General features: G+C 48.2%; 18 protein-coding genes. 10 read left to right on the plus strand and 8 right to left on the minus strand.

Annotated features, from left to right (window positions below; all coding sequences use genetic code 11):
- Nucleotides 1-148: 148 nt before the first annotated feature.
- The gene (locus tag ACJ2PR_RS05025; RefSeq protein WP_446860406.1) at nt 149-1,258 is read left to right on the plus strand and encodes an S-(hydroxymethyl)glutathione dehydrogenase/class III alcohol dehydrogenase; all 1,110 of its coding nucleotides are present in this window, start codon (nt 149-151) and stop codon (nt 1,256-1,258) included.
- A gap of 106 nt (nt 1,259-1,364) precedes the next feature.
- Nucleotides 1,365-1,811, plus strand: coding sequence for a hypothetical protein (locus ACJ2PR_RS05030; protein ID WP_446876172.1), 447 nt, complete (start codon nt 1,365-1,367; stop codon nt 1,809-1,811).
- Between the two features lie 76 nt (nt 1,812-1,887).
- Here the strand turns inward: ACJ2PR_RS05030 and ACJ2PR_RS05035 are convergent, their stop codons facing one another.
- Nucleotides 1,888-2,808 carry a LysR family transcriptional regulator gene (locus ACJ2PR_RS05035; RefSeq protein ID WP_446876173.1) on the minus strand — a complete coding sequence of 307 codons (921 nt, stop codon included), beginning with the start codon at nt 2,806-2,808 and terminating at the stop codon, nt 1,888-1,890.
- Nucleotides 2,809-2,955: 147 nt separating this feature from the next.
- On the opposite strand from ACJ2PR_RS05035, the gene ACJ2PR_RS05040 reads away from it, so the two are divergent.
- The 6 genes from ACJ2PR_RS05040 to ACJ2PR_RS05065 all read left to right on the plus strand — a co-directional run bounded on the left by ACJ2PR_RS05040 (nt 2,956) and on the right by ACJ2PR_RS05065 (nt 9,674).
- Nucleotides 2,956-3,150, plus strand: a complete 195-nt coding sequence (locus ACJ2PR_RS05040) for a hypothetical protein (RefSeq protein ID WP_446876174.1) — start codon at nt 2,956-2,958, stop codon at nt 3,148-3,150.
- A gap of 326 nt (nt 3,151-3,476) precedes the next feature.
- Nucleotides 3,477-3,866 carry an alr0857 family protein gene (locus tag ACJ2PR_RS05045; protein WP_446876175.1) on the plus strand — a complete coding sequence of 130 codons (390 nt, stop codon included), beginning with the start codon at nt 3,477-3,479 and terminating at the stop codon, nt 3,864-3,866.
- Between the two features lie 204 nt (nt 3,867-4,070).
- Complete coding sequence (locus ACJ2PR_RS05050) at nt 4,071-4,259, plus strand: hypothetical protein (protein WP_446867898.1); 189 nt, start codon at nt 4,071-4,073, stop codon at nt 4,257-4,259.
- Between the two features lie 150 nt (nt 4,260-4,409).
- Nucleotides 4,410-6,476, plus strand: coding sequence for a PAS domain-containing sensor histidine kinase (locus ACJ2PR_RS05055; protein WP_446876176.1), 2,067 nt, complete (start codon nt 4,410-4,412; stop codon nt 6,474-6,476).
- 384 nt (nt 6,477-6,860) lie between these two features.
- On the plus strand, nt 6,861-8,792 hold the full coding sequence (locus ACJ2PR_RS05060) for a primary-amine oxidase (protein ID WP_446876177.1): 1,932 nt from the start codon (nt 6,861-6,863) through the stop codon (nt 8,790-8,792).
- A 564-nt stretch (nt 8,793-9,356) separates the two neighbouring features.
- Complete coding sequence (locus ACJ2PR_RS05065; RefSeq protein WP_446867901.1) at nt 9,357-9,674, plus strand: hypothetical protein; 318 nt, start codon at nt 9,357-9,359, stop codon at nt 9,672-9,674.
- A 2-nt stretch (nt 9,675-9,676) separates the two neighbouring features.
- Here the strand turns inward: ACJ2PR_RS05065 and ACJ2PR_RS05070 are convergent, their stop codons facing one another.
- The 3 genes from ACJ2PR_RS05070 to ACJ2PR_RS05080 form a co-directional block, all read right to left on the minus strand.
- On the minus strand, nt 9,677-9,832 hold the full coding sequence (locus ACJ2PR_RS05070; protein WP_446867902.1) for a hypothetical protein: 156 nt from the start codon (nt 9,830-9,832) through the stop codon (nt 9,677-9,679).
- Nucleotides 9,833-9,938: 106 nt separating this feature from the next.
- A complete protein-coding gene (locus ACJ2PR_RS05075) occupies nt 9,939-10,442 on the minus strand; it encodes a hypothetical protein (RefSeq protein ID WP_446876178.1) in 504 nt (167 codons plus the stop codon).
- Between the two features lie 149 nt (nt 10,443-10,591).
- Nucleotides 10,592-10,849, minus strand: coding sequence for a hypothetical protein (locus ACJ2PR_RS05080; protein WP_446861856.1), 258 nt, complete (start codon nt 10,847-10,849; stop codon nt 10,592-10,594).
- 612 nt (nt 10,850-11,461) lie between these two features.
- On the opposite strand from ACJ2PR_RS05080, the gene trhO reads away from it, so the two are divergent.
- Entirely contained in the window at nt 11,462-12,301 is an 840-nt protein-coding gene (gene trhO / locus ACJ2PR_RS05085; protein WP_446876179.1) for an oxygen-dependent tRNA uridine(34) hydroxylase TrhO, read from the plus strand.
- Between the two features lie 339 nt (nt 12,302-12,640).
- On the opposite strand, the gene ACJ2PR_RS05090 is transcribed toward trhO, so the two are convergent.
- Nucleotides 12,641-14,119 (minus strand): APC family permease, encoded by a 1,479-nt coding sequence (locus ACJ2PR_RS05090; protein WP_446876180.1) that lies wholly within the window; start codon nt 14,117-14,119, stop codon nt 12,641-12,643.
- A gap of 239 nt (nt 14,120-14,358) precedes the next feature.
- Between ACJ2PR_RS05090 and ACJ2PR_RS05095 the strand changes: the two genes are divergently transcribed.
- The gene (locus tag ACJ2PR_RS05095; RefSeq protein ID WP_446876181.1) at nt 14,359-16,371 is read left to right on the plus strand and encodes a potassium channel family protein; all 2,013 of its coding nucleotides are present in this window, start codon (nt 14,359-14,361) and stop codon (nt 16,369-16,371) included.
- 443 nt (nt 16,372-16,814) lie between these two features.
- Here ACJ2PR_RS05095 and ACJ2PR_RS05100 read toward each other — a convergent pair whose 3' ends face one another.
- From ACJ2PR_RS05100 to ACJ2PR_RS05110, 3 genes are all read right to left on the minus strand, one after another.
- Complete coding sequence (locus tag ACJ2PR_RS05100) at nt 16,815-17,597, minus strand: SDR family NAD(P)-dependent oxidoreductase (protein WP_446876182.1); 783 nt, start codon at nt 17,595-17,597, stop codon at nt 16,815-16,817.
- A gap of 276 nt (nt 17,598-17,873) precedes the next feature.
- Nucleotides 17,874-19,028 (minus strand): HAD family hydrolase, encoded by a 1,155-nt coding sequence (locus ACJ2PR_RS05105; protein WP_446876184.1) that lies wholly within the window; start codon nt 19,026-19,028, stop codon nt 17,874-17,876.
- Between the two features lie 126 nt (nt 19,029-19,154).
- Nucleotides 19,155-20,285, minus strand: a complete 1,131-nt coding sequence (locus ACJ2PR_RS05110) for a YcjF family protein (protein ID WP_446876185.1) — start codon at nt 20,283-20,285, stop codon at nt 19,155-19,157.
- Nucleotides 20,286-20,359 lie beyond the last annotated feature (74 nt).

Below are 20,359 nucleotides of genomic sequence, written 5' to 3' on the forward strand. Positions count from 1 at the left end.
AAGAATGACTTCATCGGTTGAACCGTGAACCAAAGGCTTGACAAGTCCGATCGTACAAATTGTTGCAAGGCCTTAGTAATCGGGCGCTCGATCCAGCAAATCGCTGTAAACTTTTGCTTACAATTCAACGCTGACCGGAGTAAGTTTCATGGATGTTTTAGCTGCCGTTGCCTTTAATGCGGGGCAACCTTTGAGTCTCGAAACCGTGCAACTCGAAGCGCCCAAAGCTGGAGAAGTGCTAGTCGAAATCAAGGCGACAGGCGTGTGTCATACCGATGCCTATACGCTATCTGGGGCTGATCCTGAAGGGTTGTTTCCGGCAATTTTGGGGCATGAAGGGGCGGGAGTTGTTGTCGAAGTGGGGGCAGGGGTGACAAGCGTTAAGCCGGGTGATCATGTGATTCCGCTTTACACTCCAGAGTGTCGCAACTGTGATTATTGTCTGAGTGGCAAAACTAATTTGTGTCAGGCCATTCGGGTGACTCAAGGGCAGGGCTTGATGCCAGATGGAACGAGTCGCTTTACGATCGCAGGTACCAAAATTCATCACTACATGGGCACTTCGACCTTTGCAAATTACACGGTGCTTCCTGAGATTGCGGTTGCCAAAATTCGGGAAGATGCGCCGTTTGAGAAAGTTTGTCTGATTGGTTGTGGAGTCACGACCGGGATCGGAGCCGTGATCAATACCGCCAAAGTTGAACCGGGGGCAAACGTGGTCGTTTTTGGTCTGGGTGGGGTCGGGTTAAATGTGATTCAGGCTGCAAGAATGGTTGGCGCAAATATGATCGTTGGCGTTGATTTGAATCCTGAAAAACGCCTCCTCGCCGAGAAATTAGGCATGACTCATTTTGTCAATCCCAGTGAAATTGACGGCGATCTGGTGCCTTATTTGGTGGATTTGACCAAGGGCGGAGCCGATTACAGTTTTGAGTGTATTGGCAATGTCAAAGTGATGCGGCAAGCGTTGGAATGTTGTCACAAAGGCTGGGGTGTTAGCGTGATCGTGGGTGTTGCGGGAGCGGGTCAAGAAATTAGTACCCGTCCGTTCCAATTAGTGACCGGGCGCGTCTGGAAAGGAACTGCATTTGGCGGCGCAAAAGGACGAACGGACGTTCCCAAAATTGTCGATTGGTATATGGAGGGCAAAATTAACATCGATGATCTAGTGACGAAGGTAATGCCGATCGCTCGGATCAATGAGGCATTTGATCTCATGCATAAAGGTGAAGTGATTCGGGCAGTTTTAACGTTTTGATTTGACGCTTTGATTTGACGCTTTGATCTGACAGTTTGATCGGGTGCGAGATTTCGGGTTCACAGTTCGACACGGTACACTGAGAAGACCGCTTGAGGAAACGTTGATGGCACGATCGAATAGCAACAAAACACAAACAACTACATCAGACTCGCCTGCGGTCTTGGACTTTGATGAGTCAGATTCGCAAGATAGCCTGGTAACTGAGGAGTCGGTTGAGGAGACTGAAGAAGCCGACGAAGAGACTGAAAAGGTCGCAGACGTAGAAGACATTCAGGATGTGGACAGCATTTTGAACTCGCTCAAAACCTTATTAAGTACGGTCGAAAAGCTGCAAAAAGTTCGTCAAGAAGTGGGCGATATCAAGCCTGTTTTGGTGCGGATGCTTGATGGAGAACTGGTATCTGGCGAAGACTTGGAGCAGCTGAAAGCTGGGGTTGGAGGTTTGATGCGTCTGGTGCGGGCCCATAGTGATCATCAGGCGGCCTTGGCTAAAGCGCAACCTGCGAGAAGCTTGCTGGATGAAGTGTTGAAGGTGAACCGTCCTGGCTAAAAAGTTCTGCGGGCTTTCTGTCGTCTTTTGCAATCCCCTGTAGTCAGCGATAACTCAGGCAGCTTGTTGGGAATCTTCATGTTCCTTTCCACTGCTGGGCAACTTGACGAACGACTTCAACAAAGCGCTGTACAGTAGACGATCTCTTCGAGTTACCCGTAAGGGGTCGCTCTCCCTGTCTCCAAATCATTGCGATCGCTACCTGGGGAGTCGTTTCCACAATCGGTCGATAAGCCACACCCGGACGCTGAAGCTGTTGGAGAGAAGTTGGCACGATCGCTACGCCCATTTCTGCGGCTACCAAACTGACGATCGTTTGCATTTGAATGGCTTCTTGCGCCACGATCGGGCTAAATCCTGCTTGCTGACAGAGGCTAATAATTGGGTCATACAGTCCAGGAGCCGCCGCACGCGGGAAGACGATGAAGGGTTCTCGAATCAGCGATCGTATCGACACTCGTTTTTGTTGAGTCAGAGGATGCGTTTGGGGCAGGGCAACCATCAGAGATTCTTGAAAAATGGTCTCTACTTGACAGCCATCATTTGCAAACGGCGGACGAAATAGCCCAATGTCAATGCGTCCTTCCTGGAGCCACTGAATTTGTTGAGCCGAGGTTAATTCGTGCAACTCCAAGGTGACACCGGGGACTTGGGCGCGAAAGGTTTGCAAAATGGGTGGCAAAACGTTGTAAGCAGCCGAACTGACAAAGCCGATCGTAAGCTGTCCGATTTCACCTCGACTGACCTGTTGACCTGCGGCGATCGCGTGTTCTAGCTGGTTGAGAATTCGCTGAGACTCGATCAAGAAGGTTTGTCCTGCGTCGGTGAGTTGGACGGTGCGCTTGGTGCGATAAAACAGTGAAAACCCAAGCTCTGTCTCTAATTGACGAATTTGATGACTCAGCGGAGGTTGAGCAATGTGAAGCCGTTCTGCGGCCCGCCCAAAGTGCAGTTCTTCTGCCAACGTCACAAAATATCGAAGGTGTCGCAGTTCCATCGCAAAATCGGAGACATCAGACCAGACACTAAAAGCCTACTCTGTTCAAAGTTCCAAAGTCTAAAGTTTCAAAGTCCAAAGAAAGAGTGGACAATCTGTAGTATATCTTGTAGTATACAAATAGTCATTCTCAAGATTCTGTTTTCTATGAGCGCCAACCCATTCTCAATTCATACTGCAACGGTTTGCCAGCCCGATCGGGTGACGGCGACCATGCAGTTGAGTCAGGGAGTCAATGGGCGGATCATTAGTGCGCACCACACCAAACAACCGATTCAAGGCACAGGAAATTTAGAACAACTCCAGAGCGGAAGGTGTGGGCCGCAACCTGCACTGACCTAAATCGACTAGCCAAAAAGCTGCCGATCCCCGCTCCTGGTTTTCAGAGGTGGGGATTATTTTTTTGAGTTTAATCTCCTTCCTCTCTTCTCCCCCACTCATCCTGCCGTGTACACACACGTCGATCGATCTGTCATTGCTGAGATCCTTCGCCCCCTAAATCCCCCAAAAATGGGGGACTTTGAGCCGTCGTCCTGGCTTTGAACTTTGGAAATCTTTCCTTGGTCAAAGTCCCCCAGAATGGGGGATTTAGGGGGCTGAAGCCGCCTGAAACGAAGCGACAACGACTTGTGTGTACACGGTAGCCCACTCATCGGAGGATTTTAACCATGTTAAAGCTGACCTACACCGAAGCAGGATTGCACTTTGAGAGAGTCGTCTCAACGTCTCTAGAAGTGCTGGTCGCTCAACGGGTCATTCTGGCACTCCGCGCAGGGCAACCGTTGCATATTGAACCTGGCAAAGCGTCTTTTTTGATGCCGATCGAGACTCCAGAACTGAGATATCTCGGAAAAGTGCTGAAAATGGAGGCGAGTGAGAGCATCGTCGTGACGGCGATCGATCGCAACTATGTAGAAATCAGCCTCACCGGAAGCTGGCTCGCAGAGAGTGCCGAAGCCCATGCAGGTATGTTGGTGACAACCTTTTCTGAGCAAACTGAATTTCTTGTTTACAAACTCTGGCAGGCTACTCAGTCACCCGTTTCCTTCTTGGCGTAATGGCTAAAAGGCAAGTTGGCGAATGCTGTTAGCTTCACAAATGCCCGCCGTTTTACGAAGCCAAAACCTCTATCGAATTTACGTTAGAGCAAATCGTTGAGCGATCGTCTCCTCATCTCAAAAAAGTTTGTAGTCTCTCTTGACGCTTTTGTATTATGTTTGTAGCATTAATGTAGTACACCACTCAATTCTTGGAGAAACCCCATGCTTTTCTTTGTCAAACCACCGTCCTCCTGGTCAAGGCGTTCTGCTGAGATGCCAGACGACGATGACGAATTAAATCCACATTCGCAAGCACAAATCAAACGCGATCGACAACGCCAAAAACAAAGACTGCAAATGCTTCGTGACATCAGACAACAACACTCTCTAGAACGGCGTTCCTTTCTGTGAGTGGATTTCCGTTTTGGACACTAAAACCTATCTCATGGAGGATTATGTGCAACTCTTAGGACAGATCGGTTTGTAGGGCAGCATCGGTTATGTTATTCCAGAGATATTCCTGGATTGATTAACAGTCGCTGCCTTCAAACATTATTAGCCATGTCTGAAATTACTTTGCAGCGATCGGCAGCTTTGCTGAGACAAACTTCTTCTGCCATCAGTGTCTTTGTCACATTGGTTGGGTTGGTTGTCCTGGTTGGCTGGTTGCTCAATATTGAAATCATTAAGTACGGTTTTATTGGCGACACCGTGACGATCAAGGTAAATACCGCGATCGCTCTGGTGGGGTCGGGGTTGTCTCTATGGCTGTTGCAACATCGACACCGAGCGAGTCGTTTTTTTGCTCAAGTGCTAGCCGCGAGTGTTGTGCTGGTTGGATTGTTGACGCTGGGTGAATATGTGTTTGGATGGGATTTGAACATTGATCAACCCCTATTTCGAGACAACACAACCAAAGCCGACTTTGCACCAGGCAGAATGGGATGGAATACGGCGCTGAGTTTTGTGTTAATTGGTGGAGCGCTGGGACTGGCTGGACAACGCCGCGATCGGTTTCAAATCGTCCAGGGGCTAACTTTAGTGGCGAGTCTGATCTCGTTGCAAACATTGGTTAGCTATTTGTATGAGGTGCAGTTATTTCAGGAATTCACAATCTATTCTCCTCGATCGCCTGCGGCAACGGCGGTTGTATTGATCGTGCTGTGTGTGGGCATTCTTTGTTTGCGTTTCGATCGAGGGCTGATGAGAATTGTAACTAGCAATCATCCTAGTGATATAACTACTCGATGGCTATTAGTTGCAGCGATTTTTGTTCCGTTAATTTTAGGTTGGTTGATCTTAAAAATTCACAAAGAAGGCTACATCACGCCAGCATTTGCGATTTCGCTATTAGTCTTTAAAATTATTGTTGTATTTTCAATTCTGATCTGGTTAAAAACGGTATTTACTCATCGTATCGAGCGCGATCGCAGACAAATCACTACCGCGTTGCAGGAAAGCGTGGGGCAGTTTAATTTTGCCTTAGATGCTGCGGGATTGGGGCATTGGGACTGGAATTTGATCAGTGGTCAGATCATTAGCTCGGCGCAACAAGAACGGCTGTTTGGCCTCGTTCCGGGTCAGCACAGTCGCACCTACAAAACCTTTCTCAAACAGATCTACCCAGACGATCGGCGATCGGTGATTCAGACGCTTAAGCAGGCTCAACAAAACTATCACGACGAATTTAGAGTCGTCTGGCCAGATAAGAGTATTCATTGGCTGGCGGTTAAGGGGCAGATTTACCCCGATAAGATCGGGCGATCGGTAAGAATGAGTGGCGTTTGTATCGACGTTACTTTGAATAAACTAATGGAGGCAGAACAGCAGCAAATATTAGTTTTAGAGCGACATGCCCGCGCTCAATCTGAGGCCGCCAACCGCATGAAAGACGAATTTTTGTTAGTGCTGTCTCACGAACTGCGAACGCCGATGAACTCGATTTTGGGATGGTCTCACATTCTTCGCGGCCGTTCTGTTGAGGAAGCGAGACTGGCTCAAGGATTGGAGACGATCGAGCGCAATGCCAAAGTTCAGCTACAGATTGTTAATGATTTGCTGGATGTGTCTCAGATTGTTCAGGGAAGGTTGTCGCTTGATTTTAGTCCGGTGAGTCCAATCAGTGCGATCGAGGCGGCAGTTTCTACGATTCGTCCGATCGCGGAGGCAAAAAGTATTCAATTAGAGATGGTGTGCAATCCCATTGACGGCGTAGTGTTGGCAGATTTTACTCGACTCCAGCAGGTGATCTGGAACCTGTTAACCAATGCCATCAAGTTCACGCCAGTCGGGGGCTACGTCAAGATTTCTCTCGAACAGGTGGGCGGTTGGGTGCATCTCTATGTCAGTGACACTGGAAAGGGAATCAGCCCGCAGTTTCTCCCCTATGTGTTCGATCGCTTTCGTCAACAAGATAGCAGTACGACACGATCGTATGGTGGGCTGGGACTGGGACTCTCGATCGTGCGAAATTTAGTCGAACTTCACGGCGGAACGATTTCAGTTAAAAGTGCAGGTGATAATTTGGGAGCAACTTTTTTGGTCAAGCTACCGCTGCGATCGTCAGACTCCAATAACTTAGACCATCCAGGCAGCCTGGAGACCGTAAAGGGACTTGCAGACGCATAAAAACTCTATTTGCCACAAGCTCTTCTTTGCTAAATGGTGAACCAAAACTGAGAAATCGTCAGATCTGCAACTTTCCGGCGTGATTTCTATTGAGTGGTAATTTTGATGGTTTCTTTTGAGCAAGCGTTTATTGATTTTATATGCGTTAAGTTATTTCTAGTAGCGATCGCATAACTTATAAACTACTGAGTAGCTTTGATTAAAATCATTTTTATTTGCAGTTCAAGGTTTCATCATTTAACTTTTATAAACTAATCGCACAACCATGAATTTGTCAATTCAGTCTAGGCTTAGAAACGGATATGAATGAACGGAAATAGATTAAGACCGTCCCTTATACTGCACTAATTCAGAACTTAATGTTCTTTATTTTTCATAGCAATCATGACGATCTCTCCCATTCTCAAAAGCACTACCCAAACGATTCTCCACCCTTTAGAGCCGCTCACAGTTGAAGAAGTTCAGACCGCCGTGACGATCGTTCGCACCCAACAAAACCTTGGCTCGTCCTTTCGGTTTCCGACAGTCGTGTTGCACGAGCCGCCCAAATCGGTTGTCCTTAACTATGTCGCGGGCGATCCGATTCAGCGATCGGCGTTTTTGATTTTGCTCGACAATCAGACGGGCGCGACCTATGAAGCAGTGGTTAGTCTCAGCGATCGCCAAGTCACCTCCTGGGAGCAAATTCCCGGTGTGCAGCCCAACATTATGGCGGATGAATTGGGCGAGTGTGAGGCCGTGGTCAAAGCTCATCCAGAGTTTCAGGCAGCGCTACAAAGACGGGGCATTACTGACCTTGATTTAGTCGTGGTTGACCCCTGGGCGATCGGCAATTTTGGTTTTGCAGAAGAAGTGGGGATTCGGCTTTCTCGCTGTTTGTGCTATCTGCGGGCAACGCCAAACGGTAATTTTTATGCGCGTCCAATTGATGGTCTAGTTCCCGTCGTTGACCTCAACAAAATGCAGGTTTTGAAGATAGAAGATCTGGGCATTCTTCCGGTGCCGCCAGAGGCGAGTGAGTATGCGCGATCGTTTATTCCCAAGTTTCGAGATGATATTAAACCGCTGCAAATTACGCAGCCAGAAGGGCCAAGTTTTGAGGTGAATGGACATCAGATTCGCTGGCAAAAATGGCAATTTCGGATTGGATTTACGCCTCGTGAAGGGTTAGTTCTCTACACAGTTGGCTATGAAGATCAAGGCAAACTTCGTCCGATTCTCTATCGAGCTTCGATGGCTGAAATGGTCGTTCCATATGGCGACCCACGGGTACAACACTTTCGTAAAAATGCCTTTGATCTGGGCGAACACGGGGTCGGAATGTTGGCAAATTCTCTCAAATTAGGGTGTGATTGTTTAGGCGAAATCCATTACTTTGATGCAGTGCTCACCAACAGTCGAGGAGAAGTCGCCATCACCGAAAATGCAGTTTGTCTACACGAAGAAGACTACGGCATTCTCTGGAAACATACCGACTGGAGACTTGAAGAATCTGAAGTGCGGCGATCGCGTCGTCTCGTGATTTCCTTCATCGCCACCGTGGACAATTACGAATACGGTTTTTTCTGGTATTTCTATCAAGATGGCACAATCCAATACGAAGTTAAGCTCACTGGAATTTTACTTTGTGCAACGCTAGGAGACACGCCAAAATATGGTACTTTAGTCGCTCCCGAACTCAATGCGCTCAACCATCAACACTTTTTTAGTATGCGATTGGATATGGACATTGATGGGCAAAATAACTCAGTTTACGAAGTCAACAGCCACGCTGAACCGATGGGAGAAACGAATCCCTACGGCAATGCTTTTTATGCAGAATCGACATTGCTAGAAACCGAACAAGCTGCACAGCGAATTGTTGATCCGTTGAGCGCCCGTTACTGGAAAATTACCAATCCCAATATCCAAAATCGATTAGGTCAAAACGTCGGCTACAAGCTGATTCCAGGTGAAAACGTGTTGCCCTTTGCCCATCCCGATTCGCCCATTCTCAAGCGGGCCGGTTTCATGACTAAACACCTCTGGGTCACGCCCTATCACGCTGACGAACTCTACTCCGCTGGCAAGTATCCCAACCAACATGCAGGCGGCGAAGGATTGCCCCAATGGACACAGGCAAATCGATCGCTCACCAACACCGATGTCGTCGTCTGGTACACTTTTGGTCACCATCACATTCCCCGACCCGAAGACTTTCCGGTGATGCCGACTGCTTACAGTGGTTTTATGCTCAAGCCGATCGGATTCTTTACGGCCAGTCCCGCGATGGATGTGCCGCCCTCTCCCTCAAACCACGGCTGCCACTCAGACTAAAACCCAAAAAAAAGGAGACAACTAACGGCAGGAAAGCAGTGAAACATTCCTATCATCAATGTCTCCAATCGGTCTGCATCCCGTGACGGACGCAAGAGAGTGATTAGCTGTTGACTGTTGTTCTTAAAAGATGGCGATCAAATTTCAGCTACCCGCTGTCGATCGCCTGATCCCTTTCAGAACACTTCCACGATAAGCGCCCCCCTCAACAAACTCCATTACCCCCAAGGGTACGATTTCCCAGCCAAAAAACTTCTAGCGTTGTGAATCAGGGGATGAATTGCCCCAAAGCGGAGGGAAGCCCAGTGCTCAAAGTCCCCCAATTTTGGGGGATTTAGGGGGCGAAAAGATTGACACTTCTCACAGATTCATCCCTCCAATCAGCAACGCCAAACTTCTTCATCCCTCATCCCTCATCCCTCATCCCTCATCCCTCCCTCCCATCTACCTCCAGAGAGTGACGAAATGAGTGAGCATGTGAAGAAGACTTAAGCCAGGTGTGAGTGAAACTCAGAATCCGACGGCTAATTTAATTTCCCAAGAATACGATAAGGATGTCTCAATATGGCTGATTCGACTCAAACGGTTGATTTAGATTCTACGATCGCCGCCCTACAAGGTGGATTGACTTCTCTCCCTCCCGAAGCGGCTGTGGGTGCGATCGAAAGTTGGCAACAACAGCTACAAGGAACCGAGATCGCTGAAACTCTTGGCGAACTCAAACAAGCCCTGACGGCGGGTGGTGGTTCCTCGATCGGTGAAATCCTGGCTGATCTCGGTTCTCAGACTTCATCAGCAGCCGGAAGTGCCAGCGGAGATGCAGCGTCTAAACTTCAACAACTTGGACAACTATTGTCTCAGGCCGGAAGTTCTATTTCATAGTTTTAGTGATGTTGAGTTGATAACTTTGGCATTACTTGAAGTATTTCTTTAAGGTTGAAGGCAGCGATCGGTTTGCTTAGGTTTGGCAGGCGATCGCTGCTTTCTAGCAGCCACAAAATTAACGTTTGCTTGGTGAATTCTTTCGCTTTGGTGCTCAAATCTTCTGCCCCCAAGCTGCTAATTTGAGGGGCTTTTAGAAAAGCGTTTCGCTTGGAGCTTGCGGATAGACGATAACAGAGAAGTCTCTTATTGAACCCCGAAGATTTAGTACAGAAAAATTGCACCCGTACTTTCGACTCTCATGGTTGTTGCATCAGCGCTCAAATCGGTTGTGGTGTCTAGGGTGACTTCGAGAGACTCTTTGGCGTTACTCATTGGAGTGGGAGTAACTTTTAATAAGCCTGCATCTTGACGATCAAGCGTCAGCGTAACGGGAGTTCTCAATTTTTGCAGCAGCACTGTTGAACGCCCTGCCAAAGTCCGAGGTTTGGTGTCTCCAATGACCTGATAGCTGATGGTCGCGTAGGTGTTGTTCTTTAAAAGGACAGTCACTCGATCGCTCGTCAGGGCAATTCTTGCTTGAGGAATAAACTGCTGCTCTGGAGAAGGCGTTGTCAGACTGGGATCTGGCTTCTGACTAGCTGGATTTGTAGGTGCTGATAGAGAAGGCCCGATCCCCTGCGAATAACTCAGCAAGATCGCTCCCATCAGCAGCACGCTTCTACCAGTCAGCCCCCGCAATGAGGATCGAGTGATTTGAGTAAACATCATGACCTCTTCGATAAAATCGTTAAAAACAGCATCATCCTGGCGGAGTTTATTAAACTCTACCTCTATCGCATGACATTGTGTAGGCGGGATGAGTGCCCTTCTCCCAGCGCTACTTTTAACGAAAAGTCAGAACAAATCGGGCTTGTCTAGGAAGATGGCTCACAGATTTCTTCGATCGCCAACGGCTGGATCAATTCTGCGGCCAGATCGACCAGAGCATCTCGCCGAAACCGAACCACTCGTGAAGATGAACTTTGATGATGTCCAGTGGTCGAAACCGACAAATTGATATTGGTGAGATCAGATTCAATGTGTTTGACCTTGCAGATCTGCATTTTGTTATTGCAGTAAGCAACAATGCGATCGCCTGTTTGGATGTCCGACGCTTGAATTTTCAATTGCAACTCAGCCTCATCAAAGGGATTTAATTTGTTTTGCGATATCAGGTTGGGTAGGCTTGAGAGAAATCACAGACTGCCCCGAAGCCCGATATCTTACTTTTTCTACTCAAGGTATTGTTAGAATACCACAGAAATTCAATTCCGTCTCTACCAAACCCTAGATTCTTTGTCAATGGTGAATTGTACTCAATTATTAGCTATCACCGAAAATTGGGAAAGAGTAGACAAAATCGCCAATCTGAGTACTCAAAAGCTGACGATAGTCTCTTCGACGAATCGTGATAGAGATCACCTTATAGTGTGACTGGGATCGCCAAAAGTATTGGCACCGCCAGACATACTGTAAAGGACTCAACTTTAGCCGAGTCATCAACAGGGAACACACGACTGGCCGACAGATTTCTTACGAAGACTGTCGGTTTTTTATTGCTTAGTAGCGTTGGTCACTAGTTAAGACTAAAAATCTAGTGGCTTGTCAAAAGGGCGACGTTAGACAGACGTTAGATATTGGACAGGGGACATTGGACTTCAGACTTTGATTTTTGAGCGAGAGTCTCAGGTCTAAAGTCTAAACTTTAGATTGATGGCAAGCGTGTATTAGAGAAGACCGTGAGAATGATGATCTGTGAAAAAGAACAGACTGTAGCTGCTTTTTATCAGTTTGTGCGGCTGCCTGATTTTGCTGAAAAAAGAGCGCCTTTGCTGTCATATTGTCTGGCGCAGGAGTTGAAGGGCACGATTCTTTTGGCGCAGGAAGGGATTAATGGCACGATCGCAGGATCTCAAGCGGCGATCGCAGCAGTTTTGCAATTTCTCAAAGCTGACCCTCGACTCGCTGATTTAGAAGTCAAACAGTCTATGACGACATCGCAGCCCTTCGATCGCATGAAGGTCAAACTCAAAAAAGAGATCGTCACGTTGGGAATGCCGCAGATCGATCCCACTGAGCAAACCGGAACCTATGTAAAGCCGCAGGATTGGAACGATTTGATTTCAGATCCAGAAGTGACGGTGATCGATGTTCGCAATCAGTTTGAGATCAAGATTGGCAGTTTTGAGCGGGCGATCGATCCCAAAACGACATCTTTTCGAGAATTTCCTCAGTATGTGAAGCAGCTTGATCCCAACCAACACAAAAAGGTAGCTCTATTTTGCACGGGGGGAATTCGTTGTGAAAAAGCGTCTGCTCTGATGTTGTCTCAGGGATTTGAGGAGGTCTATCACCTGCAAGGCGGCATTCTCAAGTATCTAGAAGCGGTGCCTCCCGAAAAAAGCCTTTGGCATGGAGAGTGTTTTGTGTTTGATCAGCGGGTGGCGGTCGCGGAAGGGGTGACGGATGGAACTCATAAAATGTGTCGCGCCTGTGGGCATCCGATTTCTCAGGTTGACAAGGCTTCTGCTGACTATGAGATGGGCGTTTCTTGTCCTGATTGCGTCGATCGCGCCACTCCCTAGAAAGTGAAATTAACGTAAATTTGGGCGTTGCTGAATCAGGGGATAGATTGCCCCAAAGCGGCGGGAACCCCAAGGTTCAAAGTCCCCCAGTTTTGGGGGATTTAGGGGGCGAAAAGATAGACACTTCCCACAGAGTCATCCCTCCAATCAGCAACGCCTAAATTTGAGGAGGTTTTCTCGCTTCGTTGCGTAGAACTTTTGCCTCCCAAGCTGCCAATTTTGGGGGACTTCCGGACTTTCAAACTCAACGATGCGGATTCAGCATCAAGATTCGACGATTTACAAAGTGGCGACATCCCCTCTACTGATCTACTGAGACTGAACGATCGCCCCAAACTTTTACTCAAAAGCTTCAGGAGCAGCGCTGTAAAAACTGCTTTGATATTTCCAACGGTAATAGAGCATCGGAAGAATCCCGATCGCAATCGCGCCAATACTTAGATAAACAACAGTACTCTCAAATTGAGTCAGTTGATAAATGCCAACGACTAACAAAAAAATCGCTGACGTGAATGGACAAATGCCCTTCATCAACAACGTTTGAAAGTTTTGGCGCAGTTGCCGACGATAGTACCAGGTGCAAGCAAATCCTGTCATCGCGTAATAAAAAGCCACCTGAACCCCGATCGTTTGGATCAACCCCGCCATCAACTCATTAATCGTCGAGATCGAACTTGATGCCACTAACAAACTCAGCGCCAGCAAACTGATCACAAACGTTCCTAGCCAGGGGGTTTGAAAGGTTGGGTGAATCTCCTCAAAGCGGCGACTGATCACCCGATCGCGCGCCATCGAAAACAGCGTTCTAGAACATTGAGTGAGCTGAGTCTCGATCGTGCCCACCGTACTCACCAAAACGGCTAAAACCGCAATATTTCCCCAGGGACGCGGCAGCACCATATCGCCCAAAACGCCCAAAAGATTTGCCCCCGCTTTCTCAATCTGATCGGGTGTCATGCCCACCTGCACCAAAACTTGAAACACTTGAAACAGCAGAAACACGCCCACCATCCCGATTACACCACTGTAACCCGGCGTAGAATTTGAGTTTTGCGTTTCTTCGGACACGTTAGAGGAGACATCCCAGCCAAAATAGTAAAATGTCGCCACCAGCATTCCAGCCATAAACGTTTCAAGGTTGCCAAACTGCGTCGGAGCAAACCAACTCCAGGAAAATGGATTCACGGGATTGGCTGAGAATTTGACTAATGCCCCGATCGCCAGCGCTATTAGACTGATCACTTCAATCCCGGTCATGATTTTCTGAAATCGAGCAGCCAGACTCACGCCCATCACGGTAATAGTCGCTACACTGACTAGCCAAAAACTGCCGATGATCGTCGCTAACACCACATTTTCTGAAAGCGCTGTCGAAAACAATCCCAGCGTGGCTACGCCGATCGGGACGGCTGCGGCCGCCATAAAAATCGTACTTAAGCTGAGAAACGTCCAGCCTGAGAGAAAGCCAAGAGACGGTTTGAGCGTGCGACCGACCCAGGCATAGGAGGCCCCTGCATCCGATCTCCACTGGTTGAGATACATAAAAGCAAACGAGATGCCAAACATCGGAATCGCTGCATAGAGCAATGCGCCTGGGCTGGCCAGTCCGACGGCCGCAACGAGCGTGGCCGTTGTCGCATTTAATGAATAGGAGGGAGCCGATCCTGCAACGGCAAGCGTTACCGTATCGACCATCGAAAGGGCATTGTGCTTTAACGCTTTTGACGGACTAATGGAGGCTTCGATCGTCATGTAGGTAGTCCCTTTAGTTTTACAGTCTGGAATGCTAGAATTTCCTCGCCTCAGCGCTGAGGGCATTCAATTCTTTCTCTATAGCGTTACAGAGATGGGAATGGGTAAATAGTATTCTTCATTACATAAATGCGAACGGCTCGATCGAGCAGAATTCATCGCTGCAATTGATTAAACAAATTTCTAAGGGATTGTAAGAGAGGGATTGTAAGAGACATTTCTAGAGATTAATTTTTGTGTGTCTGCCCTAAACGCTCAATCGCCTGTCTAGACTGGATGCACACTCCCTTCTACTTCAACACAATATGACTTCTGAGAACCGCTTGAGCCTAGACTCAACTGCTTTTTTGGTGTGTGGATTGGGCGGACTGGGACAGTATTGTGCGATCGTGCTTAAAGAATTTGGCATCCAGGTTCATGCAATTGATCGGGTCGATCGCAGCGATTGGGATATTCCTGATTTGTCGGCGGCGATCGATCAGTTGGTCATTGGGGATTGTTGTCAGCCCAAAATTTTGGAGCAGGCTAAGATTCAGCAGTGTCGGGCGATTTTGTTGGTGACGAGTAATGAGCGGGTCAATATTCAGGCGGCGTTTGCGGCGAGGGCAGTCAATCCTGACATCAGGCTAATCGTCCGCTCAGATCAGCAAAATCTCAATCAGTTGCTGGGCGAACGGCTGGGAAATTTTGTGGCGTTTGAGGCGACTCAGCTTCCGGCTGCGGCCTTTGCGCTGGCAGCTTTGGGCGGAGAAACGCGCGGATTTTTTAATTTAGAAGGTCAACTGCTGCGAGTAGTGCGGGTGCAAATCGATCGCCATCATCGCTGGTGCGATCGCACTCAACTACAAGAACTCAACACCTCAACTCGTCGAATTTTGGCTCATACGCGCAGTGGTGATCAGCCCGCCAAAGGCTTTTATAAATGGGAATCCGACACGAGAATTACAGAAGGCGATACGGTGGTCTATGTCGAAGCGATGGCAGAAAAGATAATTCCAGGAGTGCAGGCTTCTAAGCAGCGATCGAGGCTGAGAGAATGGAGCGATCGCCTCAGTTGGAAAACACTCAAACCCTGGCTACAACAATTTTGGGCAGATATTCAACAAACCCCCACTCAACAGGTTGCACTACTTTCTGGAATTACAATGTTCAGCTTATTCCTGATTGGTGCGCTGTTGTATAAACTTCAATATCCAGATCTCAATTTGCAAGATGCCCTTAATGTATCTCTAGTTCTGATCCTCGGTGGTTATGACAACTTATTTGGACAACTCAAATTAGCGTTCCCGGTTCCAGTTTGGTTACATCTATTTAGCGTTGGCTTAACTGTGATCGGAACTGTCTTTGTCGGAATTCTCTATGCGTTGCTGACCGAGCGGGTTCTGGTTTCTAGATTTCAGTTTCTCAAGCGTCGTCCTCCTGTACCAAAGGCGGATCACGTTGTCTTGGTTGGGTTTGGGCGAGTGGGGCAACGGGTGGCAAAACTACTGCAAGATCTCAAACAGCCGATCGTAGGACTTCACAGTACCTCGCTGGAGACGAGTGTTTTACCCCAAATGCCGCTCATTGTCGGCAATCTAACGACGACTCTCAATCGCGCGAATCTGATGTCCGCCAAAAGCATCATTGCGGTGACCGACGACGAAGTAACTAACTTAGAAATCGGACTGATGGCCTATGCAGCCAATCCGACATTAAATCTGGTGATCCGCACGTTTGATCCTTTGTTTAGCGACAATGTAGCGCGGCTATTGCCCCATGCGAGAGTGTTGGGCGCGTATGCACTGGCGGCCGAAGCCTTTGCAGCGGCAGCATTTGGCGAAAATGTGATCAATCTATTTCGGCTTAACAATCAGACGATGTTAGTCACAGAATATCGAGTAGAGGCGGGCGATACGCTGACTGGATTGCTATTAGCCGAAGTCGCGTATGGCTATGAAGTCGTGCCAATTTTGCATCAAAAAAGAATGCAGAATTTTGCGAAACTCATGCCGCCTGATGATACGCATTTAGAAGAAGGCGATCGCTTAATTATTTTGGCCACACTAGACGGATTGCAGCGCATCGAGCGGAGCGCCCTAAAGCCGCGTCACTGGTTTGTGCAGGTAGAAAAAGCTTTCTCATCTGAGGCGGTGTTTGATGGCGGGGTCGCGATCGCTCGGATTTCTGGCTGTGAGATTGGACTGGCACGATCGCGCATGGCTCACTTACCCGGACTGTTTGACTATCCGCTTTACAAACATCAAGCCCAACGGCTCGTCAGCGAACTAAGTAAGGCTCAAGTTTTGGCTCATCTCGTTCACCAGAGACCAGATTAACGCGAATTTGATGGAAGTTGTTCGCTTCGTTGCTGAGATCTTCTGCCCCCCACCTCCCCAATTCTGCTGCCGTGTACACACAAGTCGATCAGTCTGTTATCGCTGAAATCCTTCGCCCCCTAAATCCCCTAAAAATGAGGGACTTTGAGCCGTCGTCATGGCTTTAAACTTTGGAAATCTTTCCTTTGTCAAAGTCCCCCAACATGGGGGATTTAGGGGGCTGAAGCCGACTGAAACGAAGCGACAACGACTTGTGTGTACACGGTAGCAATTCTGGGGGTTTAAGAGAAGAACTCTGGTTCAAAGTCTCCTACAAGTGGGGGATTTAGGAGGCGTTCCCGGATCTACAAGCGAAGAGTTCATCAAACTAACATGGATTTAGGGAGGCGTTCTTGAGTCTGTAAGCGAAGAGTTTATCGAACTAATGCTCAAACAATCGGCTCTCAACGCTTTGCCAGCGCAAACTTCCAAAAATTAGCAACCGCCTCTCGTGGAAAAAACCGCGGCCAGTTGACCAACACCTGATTGAGTGGATTACCCGGAACGACGATCGCTTCTCGCTTTTCCAACGCATCCAGCGCATCTCGGACGACTGTTTTGGTGGGTGTATGGGTTCGAGAAACCAAGTCGATCAGATAAGAAGGAAAGCCTGCTTCGGCAAAAAACTTCGTTTCACTTGGGCCCGGACACACACCCAAAACGGTGACTCCATAGCGACGATTTTCGGCAGAGAGCGACTCGCTAAAGCTGAGAATAAAGGCTTTAGTCGCCGCATAAATCGAGAAGTAAGGCATCGACTGAAAGCCCGCAACAGAAGATAGGTTAATAATTCCGCCCGATCGCTGTTGGCGCATTCCCTGCAAAAATCGATGAGTCAGATCCACCAATGCCAGAATGTTGAGTTGAATGATCTTGAGTTGAAGATCGCGATCGCTTTCGGCAAAATCACCATAGTCGCCAATTCCGGCATTGTTGATCAGCAAATCGATGCTGTGCCCCTGTTGCTGAACGGTGTCAAATACGATCGCCGCTGCATCCGGTTCCGTCAAGTCTTGAGCAATAATTTGAACTTGAATTTGATATTGCAGTTGTAGCGAGTCTGCCAATGATTGCAGCTTATCTTGCAATCGGGCTACTAGAATCAGATTCGTCCCGCGAGAGGCGAGTTCTTGAGCAAAGGCGGCTCCGATTCCGGCTGAGGCTCCGGTGATGAGGGCGGTGGGCATGAGGGTGAGGGATGAGGGATGAGGGATGAGGGATGAGGGATCAAACGGGAGCGGGGTTCTAATGTGAATTTGATAGAAGGTTTTCGCTTCGTTGTTGGGTGCTTCTGCCCAATCCTCAATTTTGGGGGACTTCTAGATAAGAATTCCAGTTCAAAGTCCCTCACTTGCGGGGAGTTTGGGGGGGCAGAAGCTTGATATTGAAGCGAAAAACTTCGTCGAATTCACGTCAAATAGGATTGCTATCGCTGCGAGTAGAAGACAGCGAGTAGAAGATGGTTATTGAGCGATCGGGACGGTCTGACGTTGGGCCACTAGAGAGCGATCGTAGTGTGCTAGAAAATCGGCGGGACTGTCGTAAATCTCCAGGGCACCTGCTAACTGAGAATCGTCAAAGTCACCCGTGCGGAAGGCAATTACCTGCACACCTGCTTTATTTGCGGATTCGATGTCATAAGGCGTATCGCCAAACATGATGACTTGCTGGGGCTGTAGGTGTCCTTTGTCGAGAGCCGCCTGCACGAGATCGGGCGAGGGTTTTGAGGATTCGGTGTCGCTGGCAGTGGTGGCAGGTTCTTGCGTGAGTAGGTCGTCAACCTGGGCTGCTTTGAGTAAAACCGAAAGTTCTTCACTGGTCGCAGAACTCGCTACAACGAGTTGAAATCCTTCTTGTTTGAGTTTGAGCACAAAGTCTCGTGAGCCAGGAGTCGGAGGCAAAGTAGCACCAAACTTGTTGATGATGAGTTCTTTACGGCGATCGGCGATCTGTTTGCCAATGCCTTCTTTTCCAGACAGTTCAGAAACCATGCGGGGCACAACTTGATCGCCACCCATTCCAATCAAAGGGCGCACGCTTTCAAACGCAACTTCGTAGCCATAGTCCGCAAACGATTCGACCCAGGCTTGAGCGTGAGCATCGTTGCTAATCACCAGTGTGCCATCAATGTCGAGCAAGATGCCTTTGACCATTGCATCCGAAGTAGCATTTTGACTGGAATTAAGAGACGAGTCTAGTTGAGAAAGTCCATTACTTACTGTTTCTTGAGTTTTGGCGGCGAGATTAGAAGCGCCTTGTTGAATGCTTTCTCCAGCATCCTCAACGTCTTGAGCAATCTCTTTTCTGGCTTTGTCTGCTTGGGTGGCGAGACGATCGATCGCTTGATTCAACGACGGCAGCGATTTACTTTGATTGCGAGTTGCATAGTAGCCCGACCCCGCAGATTTTGAATTTTGAACTGAGGCACTCAACGCCCCCAAAACTCCACCCAAAAGCGCACCCAAAACGCCTCCAGCCATTGCACCAAGTGTTCCGCCGATCGCGCTGACACCGACAACTCCAACCGCAGGATGTACAGAGGGTGCATTCACTTCTTTGAGGGCAGCATTAGCATTGTGATTGGCAGACTGAGCGATTTGTTCACTTGTATTTGTCATAATCAACCCCCGAATGATTAACGTCGCCTCATTCTAGAAAGTGCAACTCTCGGTGATGTCTGCTTTAAGGGCTATCTTTAGTTAAACGTTAGTAACTTAAGAACGGTGGGAGATGCTAACCACTCTTTATTCGACTTCCAGATTGAATTGATTAGTGATCGCATTCAGCACAATTGCTTCCTGAGACGAGATTTCTCCGCTGCTTTCAGCAATACGACGACATTGGGCAAGTAAGGGAATGGCAAAATCGCGGTTAAGTTGTTGTAGTAGCTTGTCTAATGGCTCAGGTGATTGAATATTTGTCGCGATCGCTTCTAGAGAATGAGGTTCTAGTTGCAGGGTTTTGAGTTCGGGGAGAACGCTGTCCCAGGTTTTTTGAGGATAACTAGCTAAGATCATATGAACTAGAATTTGATCCATTACTGCTTGTTGAGCGATCGCAACATTCATATATTGTTCACTCTCTTGCTGGATGGCTTTTAGGGTTTCAGCATTGGGTTCTTCAGTGGCTTCTCTCAACTTGGCTTCATAAAATCGACAAGCCGCATAGCCCAGTGAATATATCATCGTGGCATTGGTGCCCGCTCCGATCGCTGCGCCTGCTAGGGGAATGTTTCTCAGAAAGCCAAAACCTGCTCTGAGGGCATTGCTACCACCGAGCGCTAATCCAAAGATTGCTAATACTTCCCCTTTACGGTTTGGGTCACGCAGATCTAAGCCATAAGCGGCGGCGATTTCATATAACATTTCAGTCTGAATTGCGGTAGTAGCGGCCAGATCGATCGCCAATAGCGCCACTGCAAATCCCGGTAACATACTGGTGAGAAAGCCTGTTCTTCCGGCGTTGATGGCTTTTTTTACCATAATCCGGTGAGCAATCTGGCTAGGAGATTCTTGAGGATGCTGTTGTTGAAGTTGTTTGACTTCAGATTCGGCTCTGTCAAAATCGACGCGATCGGTCATGCCAATTAGCCAATCTAATCTCAGCACCCCAACAATTTTTTGCACGATCGGGTTTCTCAAAAAGGGAATATTGCCCACCAGAGACAGGGCTTCTCCGGCTCCTCGCGTCAGGTTGCTAATCCATTGAGTCGGCTTTTGGGTCAGGGTTTTACCAATCTCGACGGTTGTACTGACGATCGCCATTCCCGCTTGAAAGGTTAGCCCGGCGATCGAACCTAGTAGGTTAGCCTGCTGCGAACCGGTCTCTAATGCATGAGGTTCTTCTTTTGAGCGACTTGGATCAGATTTGACCATTGTGATAACTCCTCGTTGCGATGATGGCACTCTATTAGAATTAGATTGATGAGTTGTAGTAGAGAAAGTAGCCC

It is taken from the genome of Phormidesmis sp. 146-33, from assembly GCF_052939515.1.

What these genes read in the sequence shown, in the direction of transcription:
- ACJ2PR_RS05050 (WP_446867898.1), top strand. Translation starts at nt 4,071, where the DNA reads ATGCTTTTCTTTGTCAAACCACCGTCCTCCTGGTCAAGGCGTTCTGCT.
- ACJ2PR_RS05035 (WP_446876173.1), bottom strand. Translation starts at nt 2,808, where the DNA reads ATGGAACTGCGACACCTTCGATATTTTGTGACGTTGGCAGAAGAACTG.
- ACJ2PR_RS05065 (WP_446867901.1), top strand. Translation starts at nt 9,357, where the DNA reads ATGGCTGATTCGACTCAAACGGTTGATTTAGATTCTACGATCGCCGCC.
- ACJ2PR_RS05040 (WP_446876174.1), top strand. Translation starts at nt 2,956, where the DNA reads ATGAGCGCCAACCCATTCTCAATTCATACTGCAACGGTTTGCCAGCCC.
- ACJ2PR_RS05105 (WP_446876184.1), bottom strand. Translation starts at nt 19,028, where the DNA reads ATGACAAATACAAGTGAACAAATCGCTCAGTCTGCCAATCACAATGCT.
- ACJ2PR_RS05100 (WP_446876182.1), bottom strand. Translation starts at nt 17,597, where the DNA reads ATGCCCACCGCCCTCATCACCGGAGCCTCAGCCGGAATCGGAGCCGCC.
- ACJ2PR_RS05110 (WP_446876185.1), bottom strand. Translation starts at nt 20,285, where the DNA reads ATGGTCAAATCTGATCCAAGTCGCTCAAAAGAAGAACCTCATGCATTA.
- ACJ2PR_RS05045 (WP_446876175.1), top strand. Translation starts at nt 3,477, where the DNA reads ATGTTAAAGCTGACCTACACCGAAGCAGGATTGCACTTTGAGAGAGTC.
- ACJ2PR_RS05025 (WP_446860406.1), top strand. Translation starts at nt 149, where the DNA reads ATGGATGTTTTAGCTGCCGTTGCCTTTAATGCGGGGCAACCTTTGAGT.
- ACJ2PR_RS05055 (WP_446876176.1), top strand. Translation starts at nt 4,410, where the DNA reads ATGTCTGAAATTACTTTGCAGCGATCGGCAGCTTTGCTGAGACAAACT.
- trhO (WP_446876179.1), top strand. Translation starts at nt 11,462, where the DNA reads ATGATGATCTGTGAAAAAGAACAGACTGTAGCTGCTTTTTATCAGTTT.
- ACJ2PR_RS05075 (WP_446876178.1), bottom strand. Translation starts at nt 10,442, where the DNA reads ATGTTTACTCAAATCACTCGATCCTCATTGCGGGGGCTGACTGGTAGA.
- ACJ2PR_RS05090 (WP_446876180.1), bottom strand. Translation starts at nt 14,119, where the DNA reads ATGCCCTCAGCGCTGAGGCGAGGAAATTCTAGCATTCCAGACTGTAAA.
- ACJ2PR_RS05060 (WP_446876177.1), top strand. Translation starts at nt 6,861, where the DNA reads ATGACGATCTCTCCCATTCTCAAAAGCACTACCCAAACGATTCTCCAC.
- ACJ2PR_RS05030 (WP_446876172.1), top strand. Translation starts at nt 1,365, where the DNA reads ATGGCACGATCGAATAGCAACAAAACACAAACAACTACATCAGACTCG.
- ACJ2PR_RS05095 (WP_446876181.1), top strand. Translation starts at nt 14,359, where the DNA reads ATGACTTCTGAGAACCGCTTGAGCCTAGACTCAACTGCTTTTTTGGTG.